The organism is Ruegeria sp. AM2, from assembly GCF_056540685.1.
This window is the reverse complement of record NZ_JBQFXE010000011.1, coordinates 58,698-81,289: the sequence shown is the minus strand read 5'-3', so window position 1 is coordinate 81,289 and position 22,592 is coordinate 58,698. Positions and strand designations below refer to the sequence as shown.

22 protein-coding genes are annotated in these 22,592 nt (G+C 56.2%); 11 read left to right on the top strand and 11 right to left on the bottom strand.

Going from position 1 to position 22,592, the window contains the following annotated elements:
• The first annotated feature begins 123 nt into the window (after positions 1–123).
• Both ACR0CR_RS17155 and crcB read left to right on the top strand, forming a co-directional pair.
• Complete coding sequence (locus tag ACR0CR_RS17155) at positions 124–528, top strand: fluoride efflux transporter FluC (RefSeq protein ID WP_480601436.1); 405 nt, start codon at positions 124–126, stop codon at positions 526–528.
• Positions 525–893 carry a fluoride efflux transporter CrcB gene (gene crcB / locus ACR0CR_RS17150; RefSeq protein ID WP_480601434.1) on the top strand — a complete coding sequence of 123 codons (369 nt, stop codon included), beginning with the start codon at positions 525–527 and terminating at the stop codon, positions 891–893. Before ACR0CR_RS17155 ends, crcB begins: the two co-directional genes overlap by 4 nt.
• Here the strand turns inward: crcB and ACR0CR_RS17145 are convergent.
• Genes ACR0CR_RS17145 through ACR0CR_RS17130 form a run of 4 tightly spaced genes read right to left on the bottom strand, consistent with a single transcriptional unit; the run spans position 886 to position 4,715 of the window.
• A complete protein-coding gene (locus ACR0CR_RS17145; RefSeq protein WP_480601432.1) occupies positions 886–1,212 on the bottom strand; it encodes a cytochrome o ubiquinol oxidase subunit IV in 327 nt (108 codons plus the stop codon). The two genes, crcB and ACR0CR_RS17145, sit on opposite strands and share 8 nt — an antisense overlap.
• Positions 1,205–1,837, bottom strand: a complete 633-nt coding sequence (locus ACR0CR_RS17140; protein ID WP_480601430.1) for a cytochrome c oxidase subunit 3 — start codon at positions 1,835–1,837, stop codon at positions 1,205–1,207. The genes ACR0CR_RS17145 and ACR0CR_RS17140 overlap by 8 nt, the downstream gene beginning before the upstream one ends.
• Positions 1,834–3,921 carry a cbb3-type cytochrome c oxidase subunit I gene (locus tag ACR0CR_RS17135; RefSeq protein WP_480601428.1) on the bottom strand — a complete coding sequence of 696 codons (2,088 nt, stop codon included), beginning with the start codon at positions 3,919–3,921 and terminating at the stop codon, positions 1,834–1,836. Before ACR0CR_RS17135 ends, ACR0CR_RS17140 begins: the two co-directional genes overlap by 4 nt.
• Positions 3,918–4,715: a cytochrome ubiquinol oxidase subunit II gene (locus tag ACR0CR_RS17130; RefSeq protein WP_480601425.1), complete on the bottom strand. Its 798-nt coding sequence runs from the start codon at positions 4,713–4,715 to the stop codon at positions 3,918–3,920. The genes ACR0CR_RS17135 and ACR0CR_RS17130 overlap by 4 nt, the downstream gene beginning before the upstream one ends.
• Before the next feature lie 325 nt (positions 4,716–5,040).
• Here ACR0CR_RS17130 and ACR0CR_RS17125 point away from each other — a divergent pair, with 325 nt between their 5' ends.
• From ACR0CR_RS17125 to ACR0CR_RS17095, 7 genes are all read left to right on the top strand, one after another.
• Positions 5,041–6,276: a lytic murein transglycosylase gene (locus tag ACR0CR_RS17125; protein ID WP_480601422.1), complete on the top strand. Its 1,236-nt coding sequence runs from the start codon at positions 5,041–5,043 to the stop codon at positions 6,274–6,276.
• 372 nt (positions 6,277–6,648) lie between these two features.
• A complete protein-coding gene (locus ACR0CR_RS17120) occupies positions 6,649–8,277 on the top strand; it encodes a peptide ABC transporter substrate-binding protein (RefSeq protein ID WP_480601420.1) in 1,629 nt (542 codons plus the stop codon).
• 67 nt (positions 8,278–8,344) lie between these two features.
• Entirely contained in the window at positions 8,345–9,268 is a 924-nt protein-coding gene (gene oppB, locus ACR0CR_RS17115; protein WP_480601417.1) for an oligopeptide ABC transporter permease OppB, read from the top strand.
• Positions 9,269–9,279: 11 nt separating this feature from the next.
• The gene (locus ACR0CR_RS17110; protein ID WP_480601414.1) at positions 9,280–10,209 is read left to right on the top strand and encodes an ABC transporter permease subunit; all 930 of its coding nucleotides are present in this window, start codon (positions 9,280–9,282) and stop codon (positions 10,207–10,209) included.
• Between the two features lies 1 nt (position 10,210).
• Entirely contained in the window at positions 10,211–12,016 is a 1,806-nt protein-coding gene (locus tag ACR0CR_RS17105) for an ABC transporter ATP-binding protein (protein ID WP_480601411.1), read from the top strand.
• A gap of 245 nt (positions 12,017–12,261) precedes the next feature.
• Entirely contained in the window at positions 12,262–13,155 is an 894-nt protein-coding gene (locus tag ACR0CR_RS17100; protein ID WP_480601408.1) for a UTP--glucose-1-phosphate uridylyltransferase, read from the top strand.
• A 174-nt stretch (positions 13,156–13,329) separates the two neighbouring features.
• Positions 13,330–14,406 (top strand): DUF2793 domain-containing protein, encoded by a 1,077-nt coding sequence (locus tag ACR0CR_RS17095; RefSeq protein ID WP_480601405.1) that lies wholly within the window; start codon positions 13,330–13,332, stop codon positions 14,404–14,406.
• 35 nt (positions 14,407–14,441) lie between these two features.
• On the opposite strand, the gene fcl is transcribed toward ACR0CR_RS17095, so the two are convergent.
• The 5 genes from fcl to ACR0CR_RS17070 all read right to left on the bottom strand — a co-directional run bounded on the left by fcl (position 14,442) and on the right by ACR0CR_RS17070 (position 19,031).
• Complete coding sequence (fcl, locus tag ACR0CR_RS17090; RefSeq protein ID WP_480601403.1) at positions 14,442–15,416, bottom strand: GDP-L-fucose synthase; 975 nt, start codon at positions 15,414–15,416, stop codon at positions 14,442–14,444.
• A 9-nt stretch (positions 15,417–15,425) separates the two neighbouring features.
• Positions 15,426–16,550, bottom strand: coding sequence for a GDP-mannose 4,6-dehydratase (gene gmd / locus ACR0CR_RS17085; protein WP_480601400.1), 1,125 nt, complete (start codon positions 16,548–16,550; stop codon positions 15,426–15,428).
• Between the two features lie 89 nt (positions 16,551–16,639).
• A complete protein-coding gene (locus ACR0CR_RS17080) occupies positions 16,640–17,704 on the bottom strand; it encodes a helix-turn-helix domain-containing protein (RefSeq protein WP_480601537.1) in 1,065 nt (354 codons plus the stop codon).
• A gap of 74 nt (positions 17,705–17,778) precedes the next feature.
• Positions 17,779–18,510, bottom strand: a complete 732-nt coding sequence (locus ACR0CR_RS17075; protein WP_480601398.1) for an anti-sigma factor family protein — start codon at positions 18,508–18,510, stop codon at positions 17,779–17,781.
• Positions 18,507–19,031 (bottom strand): RNA polymerase sigma factor, encoded by a 525-nt coding sequence (locus ACR0CR_RS17070; protein WP_480601396.1) that lies wholly within the window; start codon positions 19,029–19,031, stop codon positions 18,507–18,509. Before ACR0CR_RS17070 ends, ACR0CR_RS17075 begins: the two co-directional genes overlap by 4 nt.
• Positions 19,032–19,128: 97 nt before the next feature.
• Here ACR0CR_RS17070 and ACR0CR_RS17065 point away from each other — a divergent pair, with 97 nt between their 5' ends.
• A complete protein-coding gene (locus ACR0CR_RS17065) occupies positions 19,129–19,710 on the top strand; it encodes a YceI family protein (protein ID WP_480601394.1) in 582 nt (193 codons plus the stop codon).
• 6 nt (positions 19,711–19,716) lie between these two features.
• Here ACR0CR_RS17065 and ACR0CR_RS17060 read toward each other — a convergent pair whose 3' ends face one another.
• Positions 19,717–20,406: a GntR family transcriptional regulator gene (locus ACR0CR_RS17060; protein ID WP_480601391.1), complete on the bottom strand. Its 690-nt coding sequence runs from the start codon at positions 20,404–20,406 to the stop codon at positions 19,717–19,719.
• Between the two features lie 140 nt (positions 20,407–20,546).
• On the opposite strand from ACR0CR_RS17060, the gene ACR0CR_RS17055 reads away from it, so the two are divergent.
• Positions 20,547–21,563: an Ldh family oxidoreductase gene (locus tag ACR0CR_RS17055; RefSeq protein WP_480601389.1), complete on the top strand. Its 1,017-nt coding sequence runs from the start codon at positions 20,547–20,549 to the stop codon at positions 21,561–21,563.
• Here the strand turns inward: ACR0CR_RS17055 and ACR0CR_RS17050 are convergent.
• Entirely contained in the window at positions 21,560–22,585 is a 1,026-nt protein-coding gene (locus ACR0CR_RS17050; protein WP_480601387.1) for a trans-3-hydroxy-L-proline dehydratase, read from the bottom strand. The two genes, ACR0CR_RS17055 and ACR0CR_RS17050, sit on opposite strands and share 4 nt — an antisense overlap.
• Positions 22,586–22,592: the final 7 nt, after the last annotated feature.

Below are 22,592 nucleotides of genomic sequence, written 5' to 3'. Positions count from 1 at the left end.
TGTCCCGCAGCCCATGCGAACTAACGGCAATTTGAGGTCGTGTTGGATGGTGGCGCTTTGGTTGATCCGAGCGGGCTCAACCGGTAATCCGGACGTAGCACAAGGAATCTCGGGTCGGGCACAGTGGCCAATTCAAACACGTCATTTGGTGATCGGACCTTGATGTACGCTGCGGTGTTCTCAGGCGGAGCAGCTGGTTCCCTGTTTCGTGAGGTCTTTTCTCATAGCATTCCGGGTGCCCCTTTTCTGACCGAGACATTCGGCATCAACATCGTCGCCTGTTTTATCCTCGGGTGGCTTTACGCAATTCGTAACAAAATTCACGCGCATGTACTGCATCTGGGTGCGGTTGGGTTCTGCGGCGGGCTGTCGACCTTCTCGTCTTTTGTTGCCGAACTTGAGAGGCTCGCGGAAACAAACGGCTGGAGCGTTGTCATCGCCATCCTCGCGGAGATCACCGCGGGTTTAGGGGCCGCAATGTTCGGAGAAATGCTGGGCCGCCGTTTCGGCAGGAGAGAGGCAAAATGACCGACCTCTATCTGCATGCGATGTTCGGGTTGGGCGGTGGATTGGGTGCGGTTTTACGCCATTGGCTTTCGCTTCGCATCACGCACAACCTTCCGATTTCCACTTTGATCGTAAACGTTGTGGGCAGCCTGCTTTTGGGCCTCTGGATCGGTTACCTGGGTGGACCGGTCGAGATGGGAGAAGAAGAAAGGCGTTTGGTGTTCGGTTTCTGCGGCGGGTTCACGACGTTTTCGAGCTTTGCCTATCAGTCCTTGCAACTGCACCGAGAACGCTCAGTCGCATTGGCGGCTGGCAACATATTGGTCAGTCTTGCACTGTGCTGGCTGGCGTTATGGTTGGGTTTGCGCCTTTCGACCCTTACATGACGTGCATATGCATGCGCAGGGCCAGATTGCCCATGATCCAGACCGTTCCACCGATGATGATCAACAAAACGAGGGTTGAGAACAGGACCAGGTCCAGGTCTTCACGGCTGCTGCGGCGGCGGTCGATATGCAAGAAGTAGACCAGTTGCACCAGCAGCTGCGTCAGCCCGAGCAGACCGATTGAAAAGTAAACTCCGGGCGTTTCGATCCCATAGACGTAAGCGATCAGGAATACGATCAGGGTCAGCAGCAACGATCCGCCATAGCCGATTGCATATCTGCGCCTTTCGCGCCGGTGCATTTCCGTTCGTCTATCCATAGGCCAGCCCTCCGAAATACACGATGGTAATGATGCCGATCCAGATCAGGTCGAGGAAATGCCAGAAAAGTGCCAAACGCACGACGCGAGATTTCACGAGGTCGGTCATCCCCATGACGCGTAGCTGGATGCCTAACACGATCAACCACAGACACCCGGCGGCGACGTGAAGCCCGTGTAGTGGCACGAGACCAAAGAACGCGGACAGAAATCCACTACGCTGCGGTATGCCTCCCTGAGCGGCCATGTTCATGAAATCCCGAATCTCAAGCACCAGAAAGCACAGCCCTAGAAACAACGTGACTCCAAACCAGAGGACAATCCGTGCACGCGGCAGGTTGTATTTTAACGCAAGCATGGCCAGACCAACCGTAAAGCTGCTGGTCAGCAAGATCAGAGTCTGGGCAAAGACGCTTTTGAGATCGAATAATTCATGTGGTCCGGGCCCGCCGGCCTGCGCATCGATCATCGTGATGTAGATCGCGAACATCAGGCCGAAGTAGACCAGATCGCTCATCAAGAAGACCCAAAAGCCGAAAGTTACGACCTCAGATGCTTTGTCCGCGCTGGCGTGATTTTCGCCGAGGTTGATCCCCGGATAACTGTGCGATGGCGCGCGCTTCATGTCACCGCCTCCATATCCGGTCGGGCAAGGCCGCAGTTCTCTGGAGCACTCTCATGATCGCGATCAACCGCTTTCGAACTGTGGACCAAGGCAAGCCAGGCTTCGTGATCCTTTCTGACCTCCTCAGCTGGAATGATCAGTTCGGTGCTGGTGTCAAAGCTCCAGACGATGATGGCCAGAATGATCAGGATCGTCATCGCGGCGGCCAGCCACCAGATCCACCACACCAAAGCAAACATCCAAACACCGCTGAGCACGCATAGAATAAAACCGATTCCAGTGTTGCGAGGCATCACGATGTCCTCGTATGCGTCCGCGTCAGGGTAGGCCTCTCCACGCTCTTTCGCGGCGGCGAAATCATCCCGTTCAGTCACGGTTGGAACAATTGCAAAGTTGTAAGGCGGCGGCGGGGCCGGGATTGACCATTCCAGTGTACGTCCATCCCATGGATCGCCAACAGGCACCTGTGTCTTTTCCCGGTCCCGAATACTGACCCAAAGTTGGATCAGGACCGAAAATAGGCCGCAGGTAATGATCAGCGCCCCGATGATGGCGACTATCATGAAGGGTTGGAAAGACGGGTCACTATAGCTGAAAGACCGTCGCGGCATTCCCATAAGGCCGACGAAATAGAGCGGCATGAAGGTCAAAAGGAAGCCGACCGTCCAGCAGGCAACGGACACACGTCCCCAAAACTCGTTCAGGCGGAAGCCGAAGGCTTTGGGGAACCAGTAGTTGTAGGCGGCCAGCAGCCCAAACAGCACGCCCGGCAGCAGCGCATTGTGGAAATGCGCGACAAGAAACAAGGTGTTGTGAACCTGGTAGTCAACGGTTGGGTTGGCCAGGATTACTCCGCTCAACCCTCCGATCACGAAAAGCATCAGGAAGGCCAGGCCGTACAGCATGGGTACCGAGAACCGAATGCGGCCACGGTACAAGGTCGCCATCCAGTCATAGACCTTCACGCCCGTAGGAATAGCGATCAGCATGGTGGCTATTCCAAACACCGCGTTGATAAGTGCGCTTTGTCCCATCGTGAAGAAATGGTGTAGCCACACCGTGAACGACAGCACCGCGATGGACATGGTCGCGATGACCAGCGAGTTGTATCCGTAAAGCCGTTTGGCCGAGAACGTCGCGAAGACTTCGGAATAGATGCCATAGGCCGGCAAAACCAGCAAATATACCTCGGGGTGGCCGAACAACCAGAACAGATTGGCATAGTTCATCATGTTGCCGCCGAGATCATTGGTGAAAAAGTGGAAATCCAGATAGCGATCAGCGGCGAGCAACAACGCGGCTACGCCCAAAGGCGGCATTGCAAACACAATCAGGATCGAACTGCAGATGATCGTCCAGCAATACATCGGCAACCGCATGAATTTCATTCCGGGCGCGCGTAGTTTGTAGATTGTGACGGCGAAATTTATGCCTGTCAGGGTGGTGCCAATTCCGGACACGACAATGGCCCAAATCCAATAATCTGGCCCTACCCCGGGGTTGAACGCGGCACCTGTGTAAGGCGGATAAGCTGTCCAGCCACCGGTTGAAAACTCACCAATAACAAGCGAGATCATCAGCATCATGCCCGCCGAAACCGTCAGGCCCAGCCCGATCTGGTTCATGACCGGAAAAGCGACATCACGCGCGCCTATCATCAGTGGAACAAGGTAGTTGGCGACGCCGAACACAAACGGCACGGCAACAAAAAAGACCATAATCGTCCCGTGCGTGCTGAACAGCTCGGCAAAGTGTTCCGGTTCCAGAAACCCATCCCCGGGGCCCATCGCCTGTTGCGCGCGCATCACGACGCCTTCCAAGACCCCGCGTGCCAGCATGACGATCGCGAACACGATGTACATGATGCCGATTTTCTTGTGGTCCGCGCTGGTCAACCAATCCCGCCAAAGCGGTCCCCACAAACGAAACCATGTCAGCAGGCCGATAACGGTCGCGGCCCCAATCAAGACGATTGCGGCGGCGGCGTTCGCAACGATTTCGTTCGCTCCGGGGTTCTGGATAAGTCCAGCGACGGGAAATGCATCCCAACTAAGGCGGCCAAAGAAGCTGTCAGTGGATGTCATTGACTGGCCTCCTGCCCGAATGAAACGGTCCCGGGTTGCTGGTTTGGCGCCAAGGATTCTCCGCTGTGATACCTGCCGAGGATCGTATGGAAGAGGTCACCGTCATCCAGAGTGAAATACAGCGCATTCTCGGGCATCTGCGGTGTGCCGAGCGCGGCCTGAACCTCATCGCGGTCGGTTCGCATTGCAAGTGTATTGTACGTGGCCGGGTCCAGCAGAATTCCGTTGGTCCTGACTTTTTCTACCCAAGCGTTGAAATCGGAAGGCGTCATCGACTTGGTGTTGAACTTTTGTTTGGTAAAGCCACGACCGTTGTACTGCGTGTTTTCTCCCAACATCGTCTCGGGCGTATCTGCCACGATGTGCAATTGGGTCGTCATGCCTGGCATCGCGTAAATCTGCCCCGCCAGCGCCGGGATCAAAAATGACTGCATCACCGTGTCTGTCGTCAGCGTCATAGCAACCTGCTGTTTGGTTGGAATGCCCAGCTCCCCCACACTGGCAATTCCCAGATCGGGGTAAATGAACAGCCATTTCCAATCGAGACCAACAACCTGCACCCGCAACGCGGGTTCCTCGCCGAATGGTGCGCTGTATGGGTCAAGCCTGTGGGTCGCTTTCCATAGGTAGACCGAGAGAATTATGACGATCAGAACCGGTATGCCCCACATCAGAAATTCCAGCTTTGCTGAAAAATCCCAATGGGGTCGGTAGACCGCCGCGCTTTTCGCACGACGCCGATACCGAAAGGCGATGAACGGCACGAGGATCAGAACAGGAACTACAGCGATCATGATAAGAACCGTCGCTCTTATCAGATGCGTTCTTTGAACCGCCGCAATTGGTCCCTGCGGGTCCAGGAAACTGTCGCTCGCGCCAGCGGACCGCGCCAAAAACAGGACTCCGAACACTAATGTCAGATGTAGCAGTATTGCCGTAGACACTCGGGAATTTGTCACGCCTGCCCAACCTCTGATACCTCGGGTTCGGGTCAACTATCGGCAGAGTCACAGAATTTCTCAAGGCCTTTTGCTGTGCTCAAGGCAGAGGTGGTCCACCTGAACACCATTCAGCGTCCAAATACGTTGACTTGCAGAACCGCACGGGCGAGGAAAAACAATGCGCACCCTACTTCTAACTCTTTCTTTCATTTGTGCGGCGACAACTTTGCACGCGCAAAATAAGGCTGAAGTTGAAGGCCTGTTCCAGTCATGGTTGTGGGAAGCCGTCTGGCCGCGCGCAAAAGCAAAGGGCGTCTCACGGGACACCATGACGCAGGCCTTTGAAGGTGTGACACTTAATTGGGACCTGCCGGATTTGGAGCCGCCGGGTTTTCCCAAAAAGACACAGAAATCCCAGAAACAGGCCGAGTTTGGGGCACCTAAGCGTTATTTCAATGCTGGATCGGTAAAGGGTGCGACTTCGGTCGGGCGGAAAATGGCGCACCGTCACCGCGAAACCCTGAACCGCGTGGAGGCGCATACTGGGGTGCCCGCACATATTATTCTGGGTATTTGGGGGCGTGAGAGCGGCTATGGGCAGGTGCCCATTCGCCACAACACATTTCAGGTGCTCGGCACAAAAGGATTCATGAGCACACGGGCGGATTATTTCACCGGAGAACTCATCGCAGCCCTGCAAATCGCTGAGGCGGGTCATGCGGGCGGCGTGGCAATGAAAAGCAGTTGGGCAGGCGCGCTGGGGCAGCCACAGTTCATGCCCTCGAACTTTCTAACGTTCGCAACGGATGGCAACAGCGACGGCAAGGCCGACATTTGGCGATCGGCTGATGACACGATCGCATCAATCGGGAACTATTTGATGCGCCATGGTTGGGTTCCCGGTCGCGACTGGGGGTTCGAAGTCTCGTTGCCCAACAACGTCTCCTGTACGCTGGAAGGCCCTGATCAAGGGCGTCCCATTCAAGACTGGGCAGACATGGGTATAACTCGGGTTTCAGGCCGCCCCTTCCCGGACCATGAACTGGCCGGCGAAGGGTATCTGATGTTGCCGGCCGGGCGCTTCGGGCCGGCGTTTGTCGTCACGCCCAATTTCTATGTCCTCAAAGACTACAACACCAGCGACCTCTACGCTTTGTTTGTGGGTCACGTGGGGGACCGTATCAAATATGGCGTTGGCGATTTCAAAGCGCCTTGGGACGCAGTGGGAAAGCTTTATCGCTCTGACATCGCGCAAATGCAGAGCGCTCTCGTGGAATTGGGCCACGATGTGGGCGGCGTTGACGGTCTGCCGGGATTTAAGACTCGTCGTTCTATCGGGCGGTGGCAGGAGGCGACGGGACAGCGATCCAATTGCTTTCCTGACCGGGACGCGACGCAGAAACTGGCACGCTGACGCGCGAAACGAATCACGCGGCTTCGCGATATTTGCAGATTCGTAAATCCTGGGTTCACAAAAATGTCATGCGAACGAGGTGTCGCAAAACAAAATTTCGTCACCCGGGCAAACACAGACCAAATCTGCCGATTGGCCTGCAAAACAACGCTATGGCTTTCGCATTCGCCGAATAAATGCCACGTTCCGCGGTAGTGAAAGACAACTTTCGCAACCAAGTTCCGACATCTCATCGGTCGAAGCGGCCGAAAACTGTGCGCTGCTGCGATCTAGATCAAAGCAAAGGCCTGCTGGATTTCGGAAACAACGGTATCCGGTGCCGTGTCACCTTTGCGAGACGGCCCGAAACCACAAAAAATGGGAGCAACCAGAATGAACCGCTTAGTCAAAACGTCATTGGCGGGGCTATTGTCCTCGACCCTCATCACAACTGCGGCCTTCGCGGCTGGAACACATCCGGAAACCGGCGAAGCGCTGGCCGATGATCAGACCTTTACCTATCGTGTTCTCGATGAACACAGCTCGGTAGACCCGCAGGTCGTTGAGGATGTGTCTGGCGCCGAGATTGTGCGCGACCTTTTCGAAGGTCTGATGAACCAGGACGAAGACGGCAATCTGGTTCCCGGCGTGGCGACAGGCTTTGCGGCCAACGACACCAAAGACGTCTACACCTTCACCCTGCGCGATGACGCGAAGTGGTCGAACGGTGATCCGGTGACTGCCGGCGATTTCGTCTATGCGTGGAAACGTGCCGTCGATCCCGAACTCTCGTCGCCCTACGCGTGGTTCATGGAATTGATGTCGATTGAAAATGCGGCCGCCATTATTGCCGGTGAAAAACCTGTCGACGATCTGGGCGTAAAAGCCCTCGACGACAAAACTCTGGAAGTCCGCCTGAGCGCCCCCCTGCCCTATTTCCCGCAGATGACCACACATTCGACCACCTTCCCGGCCCCGCAGAAAGTGATCGAAGAATTTGGTGATGCGTGGACGAAACCGGGGAACATTGTCTCGAACGGTGCGTATGTTCTGACCGAACATCTGCCGCAGGAACGTTCTGTACGTGAACGCAATGAAATGTACTGGGACAATGACAATACGATCATCGAAAAGGTCGTAGCGTTGGTCATCAATGACGAAAACGTGGCTTTGACCCGCTACCTGGCAGGTGAGCTTGACCGTACCGAGATCCCTGCAGGGCAGTATCCGCGCCTGAAAGTCGAGCATCCGGAAGAAGCCATCAGCTTCCCGCGTCTGTGTAACTATTATTACACCTTCAACCTATCGGAAGGCGGTCCAGAAGCTTTCAAAGACCCGAATGTCCGTCAGGCTCTTTCACTGGCCGTGGACCGCGCGATTATCACCGAAAAAGTGATGGCCGGTGGTCAGCCACAAGCCTTTACTTTTGCGCCCGAGGCGACTGCGGACTTTACCGCCCCGGAAGTGGAAATGACATCAATGTCTCAGGCCGAGCGTGATGAGCTGGCCAAAGAGTTGTTGGCAGAGGCTGGATATGGCCCCGGCAACCCGCTGAGTTTCGAGATGGTCTACAACACCTCGGAAGCGCACAAGAAAGTGGCCGTTGCTCTCAGCCAGATGTGGAAGCAAAAGTTGGGCGTTGATGCGCAACTTGCCAACATGGAATGGAAAGTGTTCCTGGAGGAGCGCGGCAATCAGAACTTTGATCTGGCCCGCGGCGCGTGGTGTGGCGACTATAACGAAGCCTCGACCTTCCTCGATCTGCTTCAGTCCGATTCTGGCTACAACGACGGCAAGTACAACAACGGCCGCGTTGATGAACTGTTGGCCGAAGCCAAGACCTCTGATGATGCAGCGCCGCTTTATACCGAGGTTGAGCGTATCATCGCGCAGGAAACCCCTGTGATCCCGATCTATCACTATGCTGGCGTCTACATGATGGACAGCGACGTCGGGAACTGGCCGGTGAACAATGTCGAGCAGAACTGGTACTCGAAAAACCTCTACAAGATCGCCGAGTAATCGTCTTTGAACCACGCCTTGTCCCGGGACCACCCGGGGCAAGGCCAATAAACGTGGGGGCAGAACAATGCTTGCCTATAGTGTTCGGCGACTGTTGGTCGCAATTCCGACGATCCTTTTGCTGATCGTCGCTTGTTTCTTTCTGATGCACTTCGCGCCTGGCGGGCCTTTCACCTCGGAGCGGCCTCTACCGCCTCAGGTTCTGGCCAATATCGAGGCGCGTTACGGGCTGGACCAACCGCTGTGGAAACAGCTCTGGGACTACCTGTACAATATCGTCGTGCATTTCGATTTCGGCCCGTCCTTCAAATTCAAGGACCGGGACGTCAATGACATCATCGCGCAGGGATTCCCGATTTCGCTCACCTATGGATCGCTGTCATTTCTGGTCGCGACCGCGGTTGGTGTCAGCCTGGGGATCGCTGCCGCAATCAAGCACAACAGCTGGATCGACTATTTCGCCGTCGGTCTCGGGATCGCTGCACAAGCGTTGCCGAACTTCATCATGGGCCCGATCCTGATCCTGACCTTCACGCTCTGGCTGGGATGGTTGCCCGGCGGTGGCTGGAACGGAGGGCAATGGCAATACCTGATCATGCCGGTCATCGCGCTGGCGACCTCTTACATGGGGTCCATCGCCCGGATCACCCGGTCGTCGATGCTGGAGGTTCTGAACTCGAACTTCATCCGCACCGCCCGCGCCAAGGGGCTGCCGACAAGAACCGTGATCTGGCGTCATGCGCTGAAACCTACCCTGTTGCCCGTGGTGTCTTATCTGGGCCCGGTCTTTGTCTATGTGCTGACCGGTTCGGTCTTTGTGGACATCTATTTCTCGACCGGCGGGTTGGGGCAAGCCTATGTCGGCTCGGCCCTGTCGCGTGACTATGCGGTACTGCTGGGTGTCACGATCCTGTACGGAGCGCTCACCGTCATCGTCAACCTGCTGACCGACCTGGCCTATGCCTGGTTCGATCCGAAAATCCGTTACTGAGGGGCAGGCACATGCTTGGAAAATCACAAAAAGCCGCCCATCTGGCCGAAGACATCACCGATTACACGGTCGTTCAAGGGCGTTCACTCTGGCAAGACGCGCGAATGCGTTTTGTCAGGAACAAAGCTGCAATGGCGAGTGTCTTCATTCTGGGACTGATCGTTCTGTTCACGATCCTCGGTCCATACTTTGCCGTCTGGAGCAATGAAGAGATCGACTGGGATGTCATGGGCGACGTGCGTGGAATGGGTATGCCATCCGTCGAAACCGGTCACTATTTCGGTGTCGATGATCTGGGGCGCGACCTTTACAGCCGCGTTATTCAGGCGACAACGACGTCGTTGCTAGTGGGCCTGATCGGGGCCGCAACTGCTCTGATCGTCGGCACCTGCTACGGGATCGCCGCCGGTTACATCGGCGGGCGGACCGATAGCGTGATGATGCGTTTTGTCGACATTCTGTTGGCGATCCCGGCGACATTGGTCATCATTTTGCTGCTTGTGGTGGCGGGACGGTCGTTCTTCATGCTTTTCATCGCCCTTGGTGCGGTCGGATGGCTTACCATGGCGCGGATTGTCAGGGGGCAGACTCTGACCCTGAAGAACCGTGAATTTATTGAGGCGGCACGCGCGGCAGGCGTCAGTGAGTTCACCATTATGTATCGCCACATCTTGCCCAATCTTCTGGGGGTCGTGATCGTCTACGCCTCGCTTCTGGTGCCCGAGATGATCCTGACGGAAAGCTTTATCTCTTTCCTAGGCCTTGGCATCTCGGAGCCCTATACATCATTGGGACGCCTGATCGCCGAAGGGGCCGGCACCATGAGCTACGGCACGTTGTGGCAATTGATGTATCCGCTGACATTCTACGTCGCCATCATCATCACCATGTTCTTCATCGGTGATGGCCTACGAGACGCCCTGGACCCAAAGGATCGCTGATATGAGTTTGTTTTCCGTCAAAAACCTGAGCGTCCGCTTTGACACCCCTGATGGAGTTGTCGAGGCCGTCAAAGGTATCAGCTTCGACATCAACCCCGGAGAGTGTCTGGGAATTGTCGGCGAAAGTGGGTCGGGCAAAAGTCAGACCTTCATGGCGGCGATGGGGTTGTTGCCTCCGGCTGGTCACGCGGCTGGTTCAGCGATGCTAAACGGCAAGGAAATCCTGAACCTGCCCGTGAACAAGTTGAACCAAATCCGCGGTGACGACGTTGGGATGATCTTTCAGGACCCATTGACCGCCCTGACACCGCATCTGAAGGTCGGCCAGCAAATGCGCGAGGTCCTTCAGGTTCACGAAGGTCTGCAAGGGTCAGCCGCGCGGGCGCGTTGTCTCGAATGGCTAAACCGCGTGCGTATACCCGAAGCCGCGCGCCGTCTGGACCAATACCCACATGAGTTGTCGGGCGGTATGCGCCAACGGGTCATGATCGCAATGTCGATGCTATGTAACCCAAAGCTGCTGATTGCGGATGAACCGACCACGGCTTTGGATGTCACCGTTCAAGCCGACATTCTGGATTTGATGGTGCGCCTGCAAAAGGACGAAGGCACTGCAATTGCCCTGATCACACATGACATGGGTGTCGTCGCGCGGATGTGTGATCGCATCCAAGTCATGCGTATGGGCGAGTTTGTCGAGAATGGCGACACGCGCGACGTCTTCCGGTCGCCTCAGCATGATTATACGCGCACGCTGCTTGAAGCGATGCCGCGTATTGATGCTGGTGACGCGCCGAAGGCCCTGGAAAAAAACGAAGAACCGTTGCTGAAAGTCGACGATATCAAGGTGCATTTTCCCATCGCCGTTTCCGGAGGGTTGTTTGGCCGCAAAGTGCCGCTGAAAGCCGTGGATGGCGTCAGCTTTGATATCCGCAAGGGCGAAACCTTGGGTATCGTTGGCGAATCCGGCTGTGGCAAATCCACGTTGGCGCGCGCTGTTTTGCAACTGATCGAACCCAATGCGGGCAATGTCAGTTGGCTGGGACATCCTATTGTTGGTCTGAGACGGTCAGAGCTGAACAAATACCGCAAGGACTTGCAGATCGTGTTTCAGGATCCGCTCGCCAGCCTTGACCCGCGCATGACAATTTCAGCGTCCATTGCAGAGCCCCTCAAAACTTATCGCCCTGACCTGACCGAGCGTGAACGCAAGGCGTTGGTGGCAAGCATGATGGAACGCGTTGGGCTTAGCGCCAATATGATCAACCGCTATCCGCATGAGCTGTCTGGCGGGCAGAACCAGCGGGTTGGTATTGCAAGGGCCATGGTCAACAAGCCCAAACTGATTATCTGTGACGAAGCGGTGTCCGCTTTGGACGTGTCCATTCAGGCGCAAATCGTCGCATTGTTGCGTGAACTGCAACAGGAGTTTGGGTTGTCGATGATCTTTATCAGCCACGATCTGTCCGTCGTTCGCGCGATCTCGAACAGGATCATGGTGCTGTATCTGGGCCGTATCGTTGAATTGGGGGATGGAGAGGTAATCTGCTCGGAGCCCGTGCATCCGTACACCCAGTCCTTGATCTCGGCTGTCCCTATTCCGGACCCGGATGTCGAGCGCACCAGGCAAAGGTTGAAACTGCCAGGCGAGCTACCGTCGCCAATGGACCCCAAAGCCGGATTACGGTTCCTGCCCAGCCGTTTATCCAAAGGACAAACGGATTATGTCCCGCGTTTAAGCGAAATTGCGCCCGACCATTTCGTGGCCGAACACGATTCGCTGGACGCTATTCTGGCGCGAAGCTGACTGATGCGCCCTCGATTCCAAATTTAGGGTCGGGGGCGCTCCATTCTGATCATGATGGCAATGTGAAACTAAGTAGCCCGCCAACCTAAGGACGCGGGTTTTGACTTCGCCATATCAAGCTGGCACCATTTGTCCGATAACTTCCCTGTGTGAACCGGAACATTGAATGATCCGTAGTTGGCGCATATTAAAAGGCAAAGACGACGCAGCACGTCGACAGATACGAATCGAATTTGAGAGGTAAAATGACACGCAAGGTTACCAAAGCGATTTTCCCTGTCGCGGGAATGGGTACGCGGTTTTTGCCGGCGACAAAATCGGTTCCCAAGGAAATCATGACCTTGGTGGACCGACCTCTGGTTCAGTACGCGATCGACGAGGCCCGCGCGGCGGGGATCAAGGAATTCATTTTTGTGACATCGCGCGGCAAGTCCGCACTTGAGGACTATTTTGACCACAACTTGATCCTGGAACAGGAGCTCAAGGCCAAGGGTAAGGATGACCTTCTGGAAACCTTGAGTGCGACCAATATGGAAAGTGGCGCGATTGCTTATATCCGCCAGCACAAGGCCCTGGGGCTTGGTCACGCAGTCTGGTGCGCGCGCCGCCTGATTGCAGATGAGCCATTTGCCGTGATGTTGCCGGATGATGTTATCGCGGCAGACAAGCCCTGCCTTCAGCAAATGATTGAAGCTTACGAAGAGACGGGCGGGAACATGGTCGCGGCCATGGAAGTGCCGCCAGAGCAAACGTCTTCATACGGAATTCTGGATGTTGGCGAGAACATTGGACCCGTCGTCAGAGCAAAGGGCATGGTCGAAAAGCCTGAGCCCGACAAGGCACCTTCGCGGCTGGCTGTCATCGGGCGCTATGTGCTTGGGCCGTCCGTGCTTTACAACCTGAACAAAACGAAGACCGGCAGCGGCGGTGAGATCCAACTGACCGATGCAATTGCCGAAGACATTGGAAACGGCGTGCCCGTATTTGGTTACAAATTTGAAGGGCAGCGTTTTGATTGCGGTTCAAAATCGGGGTTCTTGCAGGCAACGGTCGCGTTCGCGCTGGCGCGCGAAGACCTGCGCGGCGATCTGAGCCGGTATTTGCACGACATCGTCGCCGCAGAACGCGCCGCGCAGTAATAGTCTAATCCGCAATCTTTTTTCGTATGGTCATAAGCGTTGGCCAAACGACTTCTATCCGCAGTCGTTAACAGATCATGGCCCAGGCGTTCGGCTAGGTCAGCCGGGATTCATAAGAGATACGGCAGTGTGGCGCGCAATCAATGTCGGATTGACAGCCACAGGAGGACGTTCGTGTCTCAAATTTCTCCCCGATTGAACCTGCCCTTTCTGCAACCCGCACAGGCGCAGAAGCATGTCACCCACAACGAAGCGTTGCGGCAGTTGGACCTGGTGGTTCAGTTGACTATCACATCGTTGAACGCGATCACACCTCCCTCTGCGCCATCGCAAGGCGAAATTCATGCGCTTGGTGCCGCCCCCACCGGCGATTGGAGTGGTCAGGCGGGCAATCTGGCGGCATGGATCGACAATGGCTGGTCCTTTGTCACACCTGTTGAGGGCTGGCGCGCTTGGGACAGCAATTCAGACCAAATGAAAGTGTGGGATGGGTCAGACTGGATTGACCCACCGGTCAACACACAAAATCTGACTGGTGTCGGAGTTGCCACAAATTCCGACAGCACCAACCGCCTGTCCGTGAGATCCCCAGCCACATTGTTGAGCCACGATGGCGGTGGTCACCAGCTGAAGATCAACAAGGCGAGTTCTGGTGACACAGCTTCGCTGTTGTTTCAGTCAAACTGGACGGGCCACGCCGAGATGGGGTTGTCCGGCGACACCGGGTTTACCATCAAGGTCTCACCAGATGGCGGCAACTGGACCGAGGCGATGCGATTTGATCCCGCATCGGGGGTTGTGAGTGGCGCCGCGGTTCAATCCAGTGCAGACGACATTTCAACCGGGCGTCTCATGCGCGCCGACTACGGGTATGGGCCCGGGAATGTGTTGGGATCAGTTTCCGAAAGCAGCGGGACGCCGACTGGATCGGTCATCGAACGTGGCAGCACATCCGATGGCGAGTTTGTTCGTTTCGCGGACGGCACCCAAATTTGCACAGCAAAACTAAGCGCGGTCGACTGTACTGCAAACCTGGGTCCCTTGTTCACCAGCACTGTGCAGACGTGGAGCTTTCCAGCCACCTTCGCGGCTGGCAGTGAAACCGCAATAAGCGGCAGCGGCGGTGGTTTATCGCGGTTTTTGAGCGTCGGTGCCGCTTCGGACTCCCAAGTGGATGTTCAAGTTATTTCCGCGATATCAGACACAACGACATTGGAACCCACACTGGTTGCGGTCGGTCGCTGGTTCTAATACTGCACGCCGCTCGGGAAATGCCTGGGCGGCGGTCACACGCCAGACCCATCGGCGGCATGGTCAAGATACCACGCGTAGGTGTCCCGCAACCCCTGCTCGAAAGAAATCTGCGCTTTCCACCCCATATTGGCAAGGCGAGAGACATCCATCAATTTGCGCATTGTTCCGTCCGGCTTGCTGGTGTCAAACGTGATGCGACCTTTGAACCCAGTGACGTCGGCAATCAAGGCCGCCAGTTCGGAGATCGAGATGTCCTGACCGTAGCCCACGTTGATGTGGCTGAGCATAGGTTGCGTGTTGGCCTCATAGTCCTTTCGCGGAAGGTCCAAAACGAACAAAGAGGCAGCGGCCATGTCATCGACATGCAAAAACTCGCGCCTTGGTTTGCCGCTGCCCCAAACCACGACCTCATCCCGGCCGTCAAGAACAGCTTCATGAAACCTGCGGATCAAGGCCGGCAGGACATGGCTGTTCTTTGGATGAAAGTTGTCACCGGGACCATACAAGTTTGTCGGCATAACCGAGCGGTAGTCGACGCCGTGTTGACGATTATAGCTTTCGCACAATTTGATGCCCGCGATTTTCGCGACCGCATAAGGCTCGTTTGTGGGCTCTAGTTTGCCCGTCATCAACGCATCTTCTGACATCGGCTGCGCGGCGTCTCGCGGGTAGATGCAAGAGCTTCCCAATTGCAGCAGGTGACGGACACCTGCAGCGAATGCCTGATGGATTACGTTGCATTCAATCATCATGTTCTCATAAATGAAATCAGCAGGGTACGTGTTGTTGGCGTGAATTCCACCCACCTTGGCGGCGGCCAGAATAACGACGTCTGGACGTGTCCTTTGCATAAAGTCGCGAACATCTGCCTGTGAGGTCAGGTCCAATTCATTTCGAGAACGCGTAATCAGTTCAAACGCGTCCCCCGTCGATTGGCGGGCAACCAGTTGGCGCAAAATGGCGCTGCCCACCATGCCGCGATGACCTGCCACGAATATCTTGCGCATGGCTGGACCTCAATTGACCTCGAAACTTACGGGGGTTGAATACCCGTGTTCTTTCAATAGGGCATGGCGTTTGGCCGTTTTCAGATCTTCAGCGACCATTTCGGCGCACATGTCCTGCGCGGTTTGCTCCGGCTGCCAGCCAAGTTTCTGCCGCGCCTTCGAAGGGTCGCCTAGCAATGCGTCGACTTCGGCGGGACGGAAATAGCGTGGATTGATGCGCATAATTACGTCTCCGGTTTTCAAGGCTGGCGCATCATCCCCTTCGATATGCGACACGATCGCAGTTTCGTCTAGGCCTTCACCTGCAAACTCAAGCGTGATGCCCAACTCCTGCGCTGACCATTCAATGAATTGACGCACCGAATATTGCTTTCCGGTCGCAATAACGAAGTCGTCGGGAGACTCTTGCTGCAGCATCAACCATTGCATCTGAACATAGTCGCGTGCGTGCCCCCAATCTCGCAGGCTGTCGATATTCCCCATATACAGACAGTCTTCCAACCCTTGGGCAATATTGGCCAATCCACGTGTGATTTTACGTGTCACGAAAGTCTCTCCCCTTCGGGGGCTTTCGTGGTTGAAGAGGATCCCGTTGCAAGCATACATGCCATATGCCTCGCGATAGTTAACGGTAATCCAATAGGAATAGAGTTTGGCAACTGCATAGGGCGAGCGTGGATGAAACGGCGTGTTTTCCCGTTGCGGCGTTTCCTGCACCAAGCCATAGAGTTCCGAGGTCGATGCCTGGTAAAACCGGGTCTTCTTCTCAAGACCCAGAAATCGGATCGCTTCAAGCAGGCGTAGCGTTCCCAACGCATCAACGTCAGCTGTGTATTCAGGCGCTTCGAAACTGACGGCGACATGTGATTGTGCGCCGAGATTATACACTTCGTCAGGCTGCACCTCTTGAATGATCCGCGTCAGGCTCGAAGAGTCCGAGAGATCTCCGTAGTGAAGGTGAAACTTTGGATTAGGGACGTGCGGGTCCTGATAGATGTGATCAATGCGCTGCGTGTTGAAAGAGGAAGCCCTGCGTTTAATCCCGTGAACTTCATACCCTTTTGCCAACAACAGCTCGGCCAAGTAAGAGCCGTCCTGACCGGTAACGCCCGTGATAATTGCTTTGTTTGTCATGGTTTTACTCCACCGGGCTGGTTGATCCATTTGGCCTTCCAGAAACAGCAAGACCCATCTGAATGCAACTGAATCTTGCTAATGCGCGGTCACAAGGCGGCGGTCCAAACCCTGTACCTGCCCTGTCCCGTGACTTCGCGCAGCAATCCGCGTTTGTAGAATCGATCCAGGTTTCGTTGCACCGCCGCACGTGAGGCTTGCGTCAGTTCTTCGGCCAAAGGAGCAGAAATCATCGGCCATGCGATCAATGCATCAATCAGCAAAGGTGGTGTGCGACCGCTGAGATCCTGCGTCGCATCCCGCGCCTTTTGCCCCCAGAGCCGGACCCGATCCAGATGCAGCAACGCCGCGAGTGAGGCCTGCCCTGCGCCGCCAATCCAGGCGGATAGTTTTTCCACGGGTGTGCCACTGCCCCTCAGCGCTCCGGGGCCAGACAAGGCAAGAGGCATGAACCGAGCGCCGCCGCGCCCCATGGTGGCCGCATGGCGGGCGGCGATTATGGCGGCTTCGGTGTCTTCACTGATCCCTTGCGCCAAAGCCCGCCAGGCATGAAAACCGATCGCGGCTTGGATCACCGGGTGCAATGGTTCCGCGCTATTCATCACATCGGCGAGGTCCGAGACCGATTCGGGCACGTCTTCGATCCCTTGTGCCTGTCGATCCAGAAATGCTGAAAGACCGTTTTGCCACCCCCCGTGGGAGGGGCCTGCCCCTGATGTCAATCGCCGCACGGCCCAGCCTGCGCGGAACAAGGCCTGCACATCATCGCCCGTCGCACCAATACGCAATCCGGTCCAAAGTGCCAGCCGGTCCACACTGATGCGGTCACCTGTCCACCATCCCAGATCAGAAACCTCCATCAATGCCAGTCGATGACCCCAGCCATCCGGTCCCGCGCGAAGGCGCTCATCCAATGCCCCGAAGGTTATCGCCAAATCGGCCAGTTCTGCGGACAGCTCAGATTGTGCCTCGCGCCATTCCCTTGGGTCAAACAGGCGCTTCTGTTCTGATCTGGGGCCCAGCGGAAGGATGTCGGATGTCTCGTCCGCCTCGTCCTGCGGCAGGAACCACAGGTCTTCCTCATCCGGCGTGTCGACATCGTAGATGCTGCGCGGCCAGTCCTCAGGGTCCGGCTGGTCTGTATCTGTCAACACATTCTTGGGCGTCATAAGCCGTATTGTTCGGGCTTTCGACATGGTTCACAAGAGGTTTTGTGAAACTCATTTGATCAACCCGTGAATGCGCCGGTCAGAAGGTCGATGTTCTCGGTCAGATCAGTTTGTTCACTGCTTCCGATCAGCATGTAGCCATAGCCGTCCTTTGACCAATCCGCGGTGGCCAGACCGCTGAGAACGGTGTGGTTGACGTCCTTTTCTGGTGCGGCTGCCCCCTGACGGATCACACAAAAAGCCAGAGGCTGGCCATGTTCATCGGCGAATACGATCTGTACCAGTGGTTTGCCCTTGAAGGACAATACTTGCGCCCGCTTGAGGTCCAAGCCCGGAATACTTTCAAGAACATCCCGGTTCAGCGACCGCCCAAGTTGCGCTTCGGCCTGCGCGAATTGCGCATCAATTGCCTGTGGTGAGCTATCCAGCGCAGCAATCGTTTCCGGAACATAGAGCGACTGATAAATCGCCGCCTGTTCGGTCCATCCCAAGGGTTTTGGACGCATGGCCCAATAGGTCGCCGACACGGCCAAAATCGCAACCGATGCTGCAACGGCCAACAACCGCAATGGGTTGTGGTCCCGCATAGCAGGCGGTGGCAGCACCACATCCGGCGTTTTTGCGGGCAGGTCTTCGAACACGCGTTGGACAACAGGCGCAAACGGATCAAGCGCCATCAGGCGACTCTCAAGCTCGTGATCCTCGGCAACCGCTGTTTCCAGCACGTCTGCCTCGGCCTCATCCAGTTTGCCTTCCAGATATGCCACAAGCGTTTCGTCGGAAAACTTCATTTACCACCCCGTCGAACGGTATCAGCCGCGTCGTGCTGCAGAACTGTTTTAAGTTTTTGCCGGGCGTTTGACAGCCGGCTCATGATTGTGCCGATTGGAACGTCCAGCAAAGCCGCCGCTTCGCGGTAGCTGTATCCTTCAACAAACACCAGCATAACCGTTTCGCGCTGCGCCTCCGGCAACTCCATCACTTTGGTAAACACTTCAGCGGCGAAAATATTCGTTTCAACATCTGTGCCAGTGGCAACCAACTCGGTTTCCGGTGTCACGGACAGCGCCTGCGCCTTGCGTACAGATCGTGCGCGCAGCTCGTTCAGCCAGATGGACCGGCAGATTGTCATCAGCCAAGAGTCTAATCGCTCATAGGATGTTACCTGATGGTGCTTTTCCAGTGCGCGCAAGCAAGTGGCCTGCAACAAGTCATCTGCAAGATCCGACGCACCCGAAAGCGCAAGACCAAATCGCCACACGCGTTTGGAATGTGTTTGGACTGCGGCGCGTACCGCCTGTTCGGAATTCATTTCGGCGACCATCGAATAAATCGCGCCCTGTCTGTGTTTGTCATGACATGGGCCGTGCCCACGCGGTCAGACCTTGCATATACCTTGGAGGAAAGAAATGAAACTTCTGCACATTGCGTTCACGATTGCGTCGGCAATTGTTGCGACCCCGGCACTTTCGGCGGGTTGGGATCTGAACTCTGACACGTCGCACTTGGCTTATGGGACAATCAAGATCGACGACATTGGCGAGGTCAACTCATTCAACAACTTGTCAGGCCATGTCTCTGAGGACGGTAAGGTTGAAATCGGGATCGACCTGTCCTCAGTCGAGACAAATATCGACATTCGAAACGAGCGGATGATCGAACATGTCTTTCGCAAAGCGGCAACAGCGACGCTGACGGCGGATATTGATATGGAGGAGGTTTCGTCCCTGAACGTTGGTCAATCGACAGTGGTCGAAGTTGATGCAACGTTATCCTTCGTTGGGACAGATGTCGCGTTCTTCACCGAAATGTACGTCCTGCGTGTGTCCAAGGATCAGGTGATGGTGTCGACCAACGACATGGTTTTCATCAGCACCGAAGACGCGGGCGTAAGCGATGGCGTGGACAAGCTGATGGAGTTGGCGCAGTTGCCCAGCATCGCCCGCACCGTCCCCGTGACCGCGCGGTTGATGTTCGACATGCAGGGGTGACAGGCTTTATCTTACTGGCTGGGCTATTTCTGAACTGCGGTTGGCCATCAGCGCCAGCAACTGATCCCGGGCCCGGCCAATATGGGTTTCCAGCAGCGCGCAGGCAGTTGCAACATCACCTGCCTGTGCCAACGCCAAAAGCTCGCGATGCTCTTTGCGCGCGGGCTCTCTCTGTTTCATGACGCTCAGGTGCATACGGATGTAGCGATCGGATTGCAGTGACACTTTGTTCAATAGCGTGTTGGTCAAACCGCGACCGGCGGCCGCGTAGAGAGAGGTGTGGAATTGATGGTTCAGCGCCCCCCATTCGCCCACATCGTTGGCGTCATACGAAGCCTCCATCTTCTCGAGTATCCGTTCGCACGCCGTGACATCCGTGGTGGTCATCCGCGGAATCGCGCGACGAAAAAGATCGACCTCCAGCAATGCGCGCAGGTCGAAGATTTCGGCGATTTCAGAAATGGAATGCTGAGTTACCGACGCCCCCCTGTTGTTGGTCAGAACGACCAGCCCCTCGGCATCCAACTGTTTCAGCGCTTCGCGAACCGGCATGCGTGAAACGCCATACTCTTCGGCCAGGGCTTCTTGCCGGATGGTTTCGCCGCCCGCCAACTCGCCGCTGAGGACGCGGTCGCGCAGGTCATTTGCAATAACTTCCGGCAGGCTTTGCCGTGCTATGATGCGTTTTGCTGTCAACGGGATGCCCAGTTTTGCATTTTGGATACACTTAACCGTCGACGCGAAGATTTCCAACTCTGTTCCCGACCGCAGACATTGAATGCCCACAGTTTTCCCCGGTATCCATTGACCAGACAACGCAAACGAGAGGGCTTGTCATGAGCGAGATGATCAGAATGACATCAGACGAAATCGAGAATCTCTCGCTGCGGGTTCTGGCCCGAGTGGGTTTTGGCCCCGAGCACGCACGGGCCATCGCGACCATGCTGACCACCTGTCAGATGGATGACTGTCAGTCGCACGGGTTGTTTCGGCTTTTCATGTGCGCCCAGACCATGAAGGCGGGTCAGGTTGATGGTCATGCGGTTCCGGTTGTCGCGCCCTCGGACAATGCAATCGTGCGGGTAGATGCGAAAGGTGGAATGTCTTTGCTGGCGTTTCAGCAGGGGTTGCCGATTTTGATCGAGAAAGCGCGCGCACACGGAATGGCGGCCATGGCAATCAACCGCTGCTTTCATTTCTCGGCACTTTGGCCCGAGGTTGAGCGATTGTCCTCCGCCGGGCTCGCCGGGCTCTCTATGGTGCCCAGCCACGCCTGGGTTGCCCCGGCGGGCGGCACGCGGGGAAGTCTCGGAACAAATCCGCTGGCCTTTAGCTGGCCGCGAAAGGACAAGAACCCCTTCACCTTTGATTTCGCCACAAGCGCTTTTGCGCGGGGTGAGATCGAGCTTTACAAACGCGCGGGTAAACCTTTGCCGGAAGGGGTTGCGATTGACGCCCTGGGCAAGCCAACCACCGATCCGCAGGCCGCGCTTGACGGATCGATGCTGACATTTGGTGGCTACAAAGGTTCAGCATTGTCGATCATGATCGAACTATTGGCGGGGCCTCTGATCGACGACCTCACAAGCCTTGAAAGCATGGAGTTTGCAAAGGGCGATGGCAGCGCGCCGTATCACGGACAAATCGTACTAGCGTTCGATCCGGATCAATTTAGCGGAGGGCAAACCCAAGCCAATGACGCGCGGGCCGAACGCTTGTTTGCGGATATCGTGGATCAAGGCGCGCGGTTACCTTCAGAACGGCGCTATACAGCGCGCGTGCGAAACCGCGAGCGTGGATATGCTGAGGTTTCAAAGCAGCTCGTTGACGATCTTCAAGCACTGCTGGACTAAACACCCCAGGTATCGCTAAGCCGATAGCCTTCAGGCCAGGGATCGTCGGGATCCAGCATGTGCTGATGGGTGCCGGTGATCCAACCCCGCCCGCTGATCTCGGGTATGATCGCATCCCGGTCGCCGATCCGGGTTTCGCCGACGATGCGCCCTGTAAACCGGGATCCGATGATCGAAACCGCCTCAAAGCTTTGTCGCGCCTTAAACTGTCCTTTGGCAGCCATCAAAGCCATTCGTGCCGAAACCGCCGTTCCGGTGGGTGAGCGATCCACCTTTCCGGGTCGAATGGCCACGGCGGATTTTCCGCGCAGACCGGTCTCGGTCTCTTCCAAGGGACCACAGAACGCGCAGAATGAGATGTGGTTCCAATCCGTATTGCCGGGATGGGCAAAACCAAGCTGTTCGTTGGCGGCTTGTATAATGATCACGCCGAGGCGCGCGATGTCGCGCGCTTCGTCTTCAACAATCTCGAACCCGAGGGCAGATGCATCGACAACGACAAAACTGTCGCCGCCAAACGCAGTATCGACGGTCAGGGTTCCTAGGCCCGGAACTTCGAGGGGAACCGCAATCTTGTCAGCAAAACTTGGCAGGTTGCGGACAAAGATACGCTTTGCCTTGCCGTCCCTGCATTCTGCGCGCACTTGAACAAGCCCCCCTGGCGCTTCGAGAGTAAGGTGCGTTTCAGGCTCGCGCATCGGTACGATCCCGCGGTCCAGTAACACTGTCGCCACGCAAATTGCGTTCGACCCAGACATGGGCGGCGTATCTTCAGGCTCCATTATGATGAACGCCGCGTCGGCTTTGGGGTTTTTTGGCGGGACCAGCAGGTTTACATGGCGAAAGACACCGCCGCGCGGCTCGTTCAGCATGAAGTTCCGTAGTACCTGATCCTGCGCGATGAATGAGCGTTGCTCCCAGATCGTATCACCGGGTGGGGGCTGCACACCGCCCACAATCACATCGCCTACTTCGCCTTCCGCCTGAGCCGAGATCACGTGAATGGTCTTTACGCTGCGCATGCCTCCT

Bases quoted from the DNA above. Each gene is read 5' to 3' on its own strand.
- crcB (WP_480601434.1), top strand. From the start codon at position 525: ATGACCGACCTCTATCTGCATGCGATGTTCGGGTTGGGCGGTGGATTG.
- ACR0CR_RS17145 (WP_480601432.1), bottom strand. From the start codon at position 1,212: ATGGATAGACGAACGGAAATGCACCGGCGCGAAAGGCGCAGATATGCA.
- ACR0CR_RS17140 (WP_480601430.1), bottom strand. From the start codon at position 1,837: ATGAAGCGCGCGCCATCGCACAGTTATCCGGGGATCAACCTCGGCGAA.
- ACR0CR_RS17135 (WP_480601428.1), bottom strand. From the start codon at position 3,921: ATGACATCCACTGACAGCTTCTTTGGCCGCCTTAGTTGGGATGCATTT.
- ACR0CR_RS17130 (WP_480601425.1), bottom strand. From the start codon at position 4,715: ATGATCGCTGTAGTTCCTGTTCTGATCCTCGTGCCGTTCATCGCCTTT.
- ACR0CR_RS17125 (WP_480601422.1), top strand. From the start codon at position 5,041: ATGCGCACCCTACTTCTAACTCTTTCTTTCATTTGTGCGGCGACAACT.
- ACR0CR_RS17120 (WP_480601420.1), top strand. From the start codon at position 6,649: ATGAACCGCTTAGTCAAAACGTCATTGGCGGGGCTATTGTCCTCGACC.
- oppB (WP_480601417.1), top strand. From the start codon at position 8,345: ATGCTTGCCTATAGTGTTCGGCGACTGTTGGTCGCAATTCCGACGATC.
- ACR0CR_RS17110 (WP_480601414.1), top strand. From the start codon at position 9,280: ATGCTTGGAAAATCACAAAAAGCCGCCCATCTGGCCGAAGACATCACC.
- ACR0CR_RS17105 (WP_480601411.1), top strand. From the start codon at position 10,211: ATGAGTTTGTTTTCCGTCAAAAACCTGAGCGTCCGCTTTGACACCCCT.
- ACR0CR_RS17100 (WP_480601408.1), top strand. From the start codon at position 12,262: ATGACACGCAAGGTTACCAAAGCGATTTTCCCTGTCGCGGGAATGGGT.
- fcl (WP_480601403.1), bottom strand. From the start codon at position 15,416: ATGCGCAAGATATTCGTGGCAGGTCATCGCGGCATGGTGGGCAGCGCC.
- gmd (WP_480601400.1), bottom strand. From the start codon at position 16,550: ATGACAAACAAAGCAATTATCACGGGCGTTACCGGTCAGGACGGCTCT.
- ACR0CR_RS17075 (WP_480601398.1), bottom strand. From the start codon at position 18,510: ATGAAGTTTTCCGACGAAACGCTTGTGGCATATCTGGAAGGCAAACTG.
- ACR0CR_RS17070 (WP_480601396.1), bottom strand. From the start codon at position 19,031: ATGAATTCCGAACAGGCGGTACGCGCCGCAGTCCAAACACATTCCAAA.
- ACR0CR_RS17065 (WP_480601394.1), top strand. From the start codon at position 19,129: ATGAAACTTCTGCACATTGCGTTCACGATTGCGTCGGCAATTGTTGCG.
- ACR0CR_RS17055 (WP_480601389.1), top strand. From the start codon at position 20,547: ATGAGCGAGATGATCAGAATGACATCAGACGAAATCGAGAATCTCTCG.
- ACR0CR_RS17050 (WP_480601387.1), bottom strand. From the start codon at position 22,585: ATGCGCAGCGTAAAGACCATTCACGTGATCTCGGCTCAGGCGGAAGGC.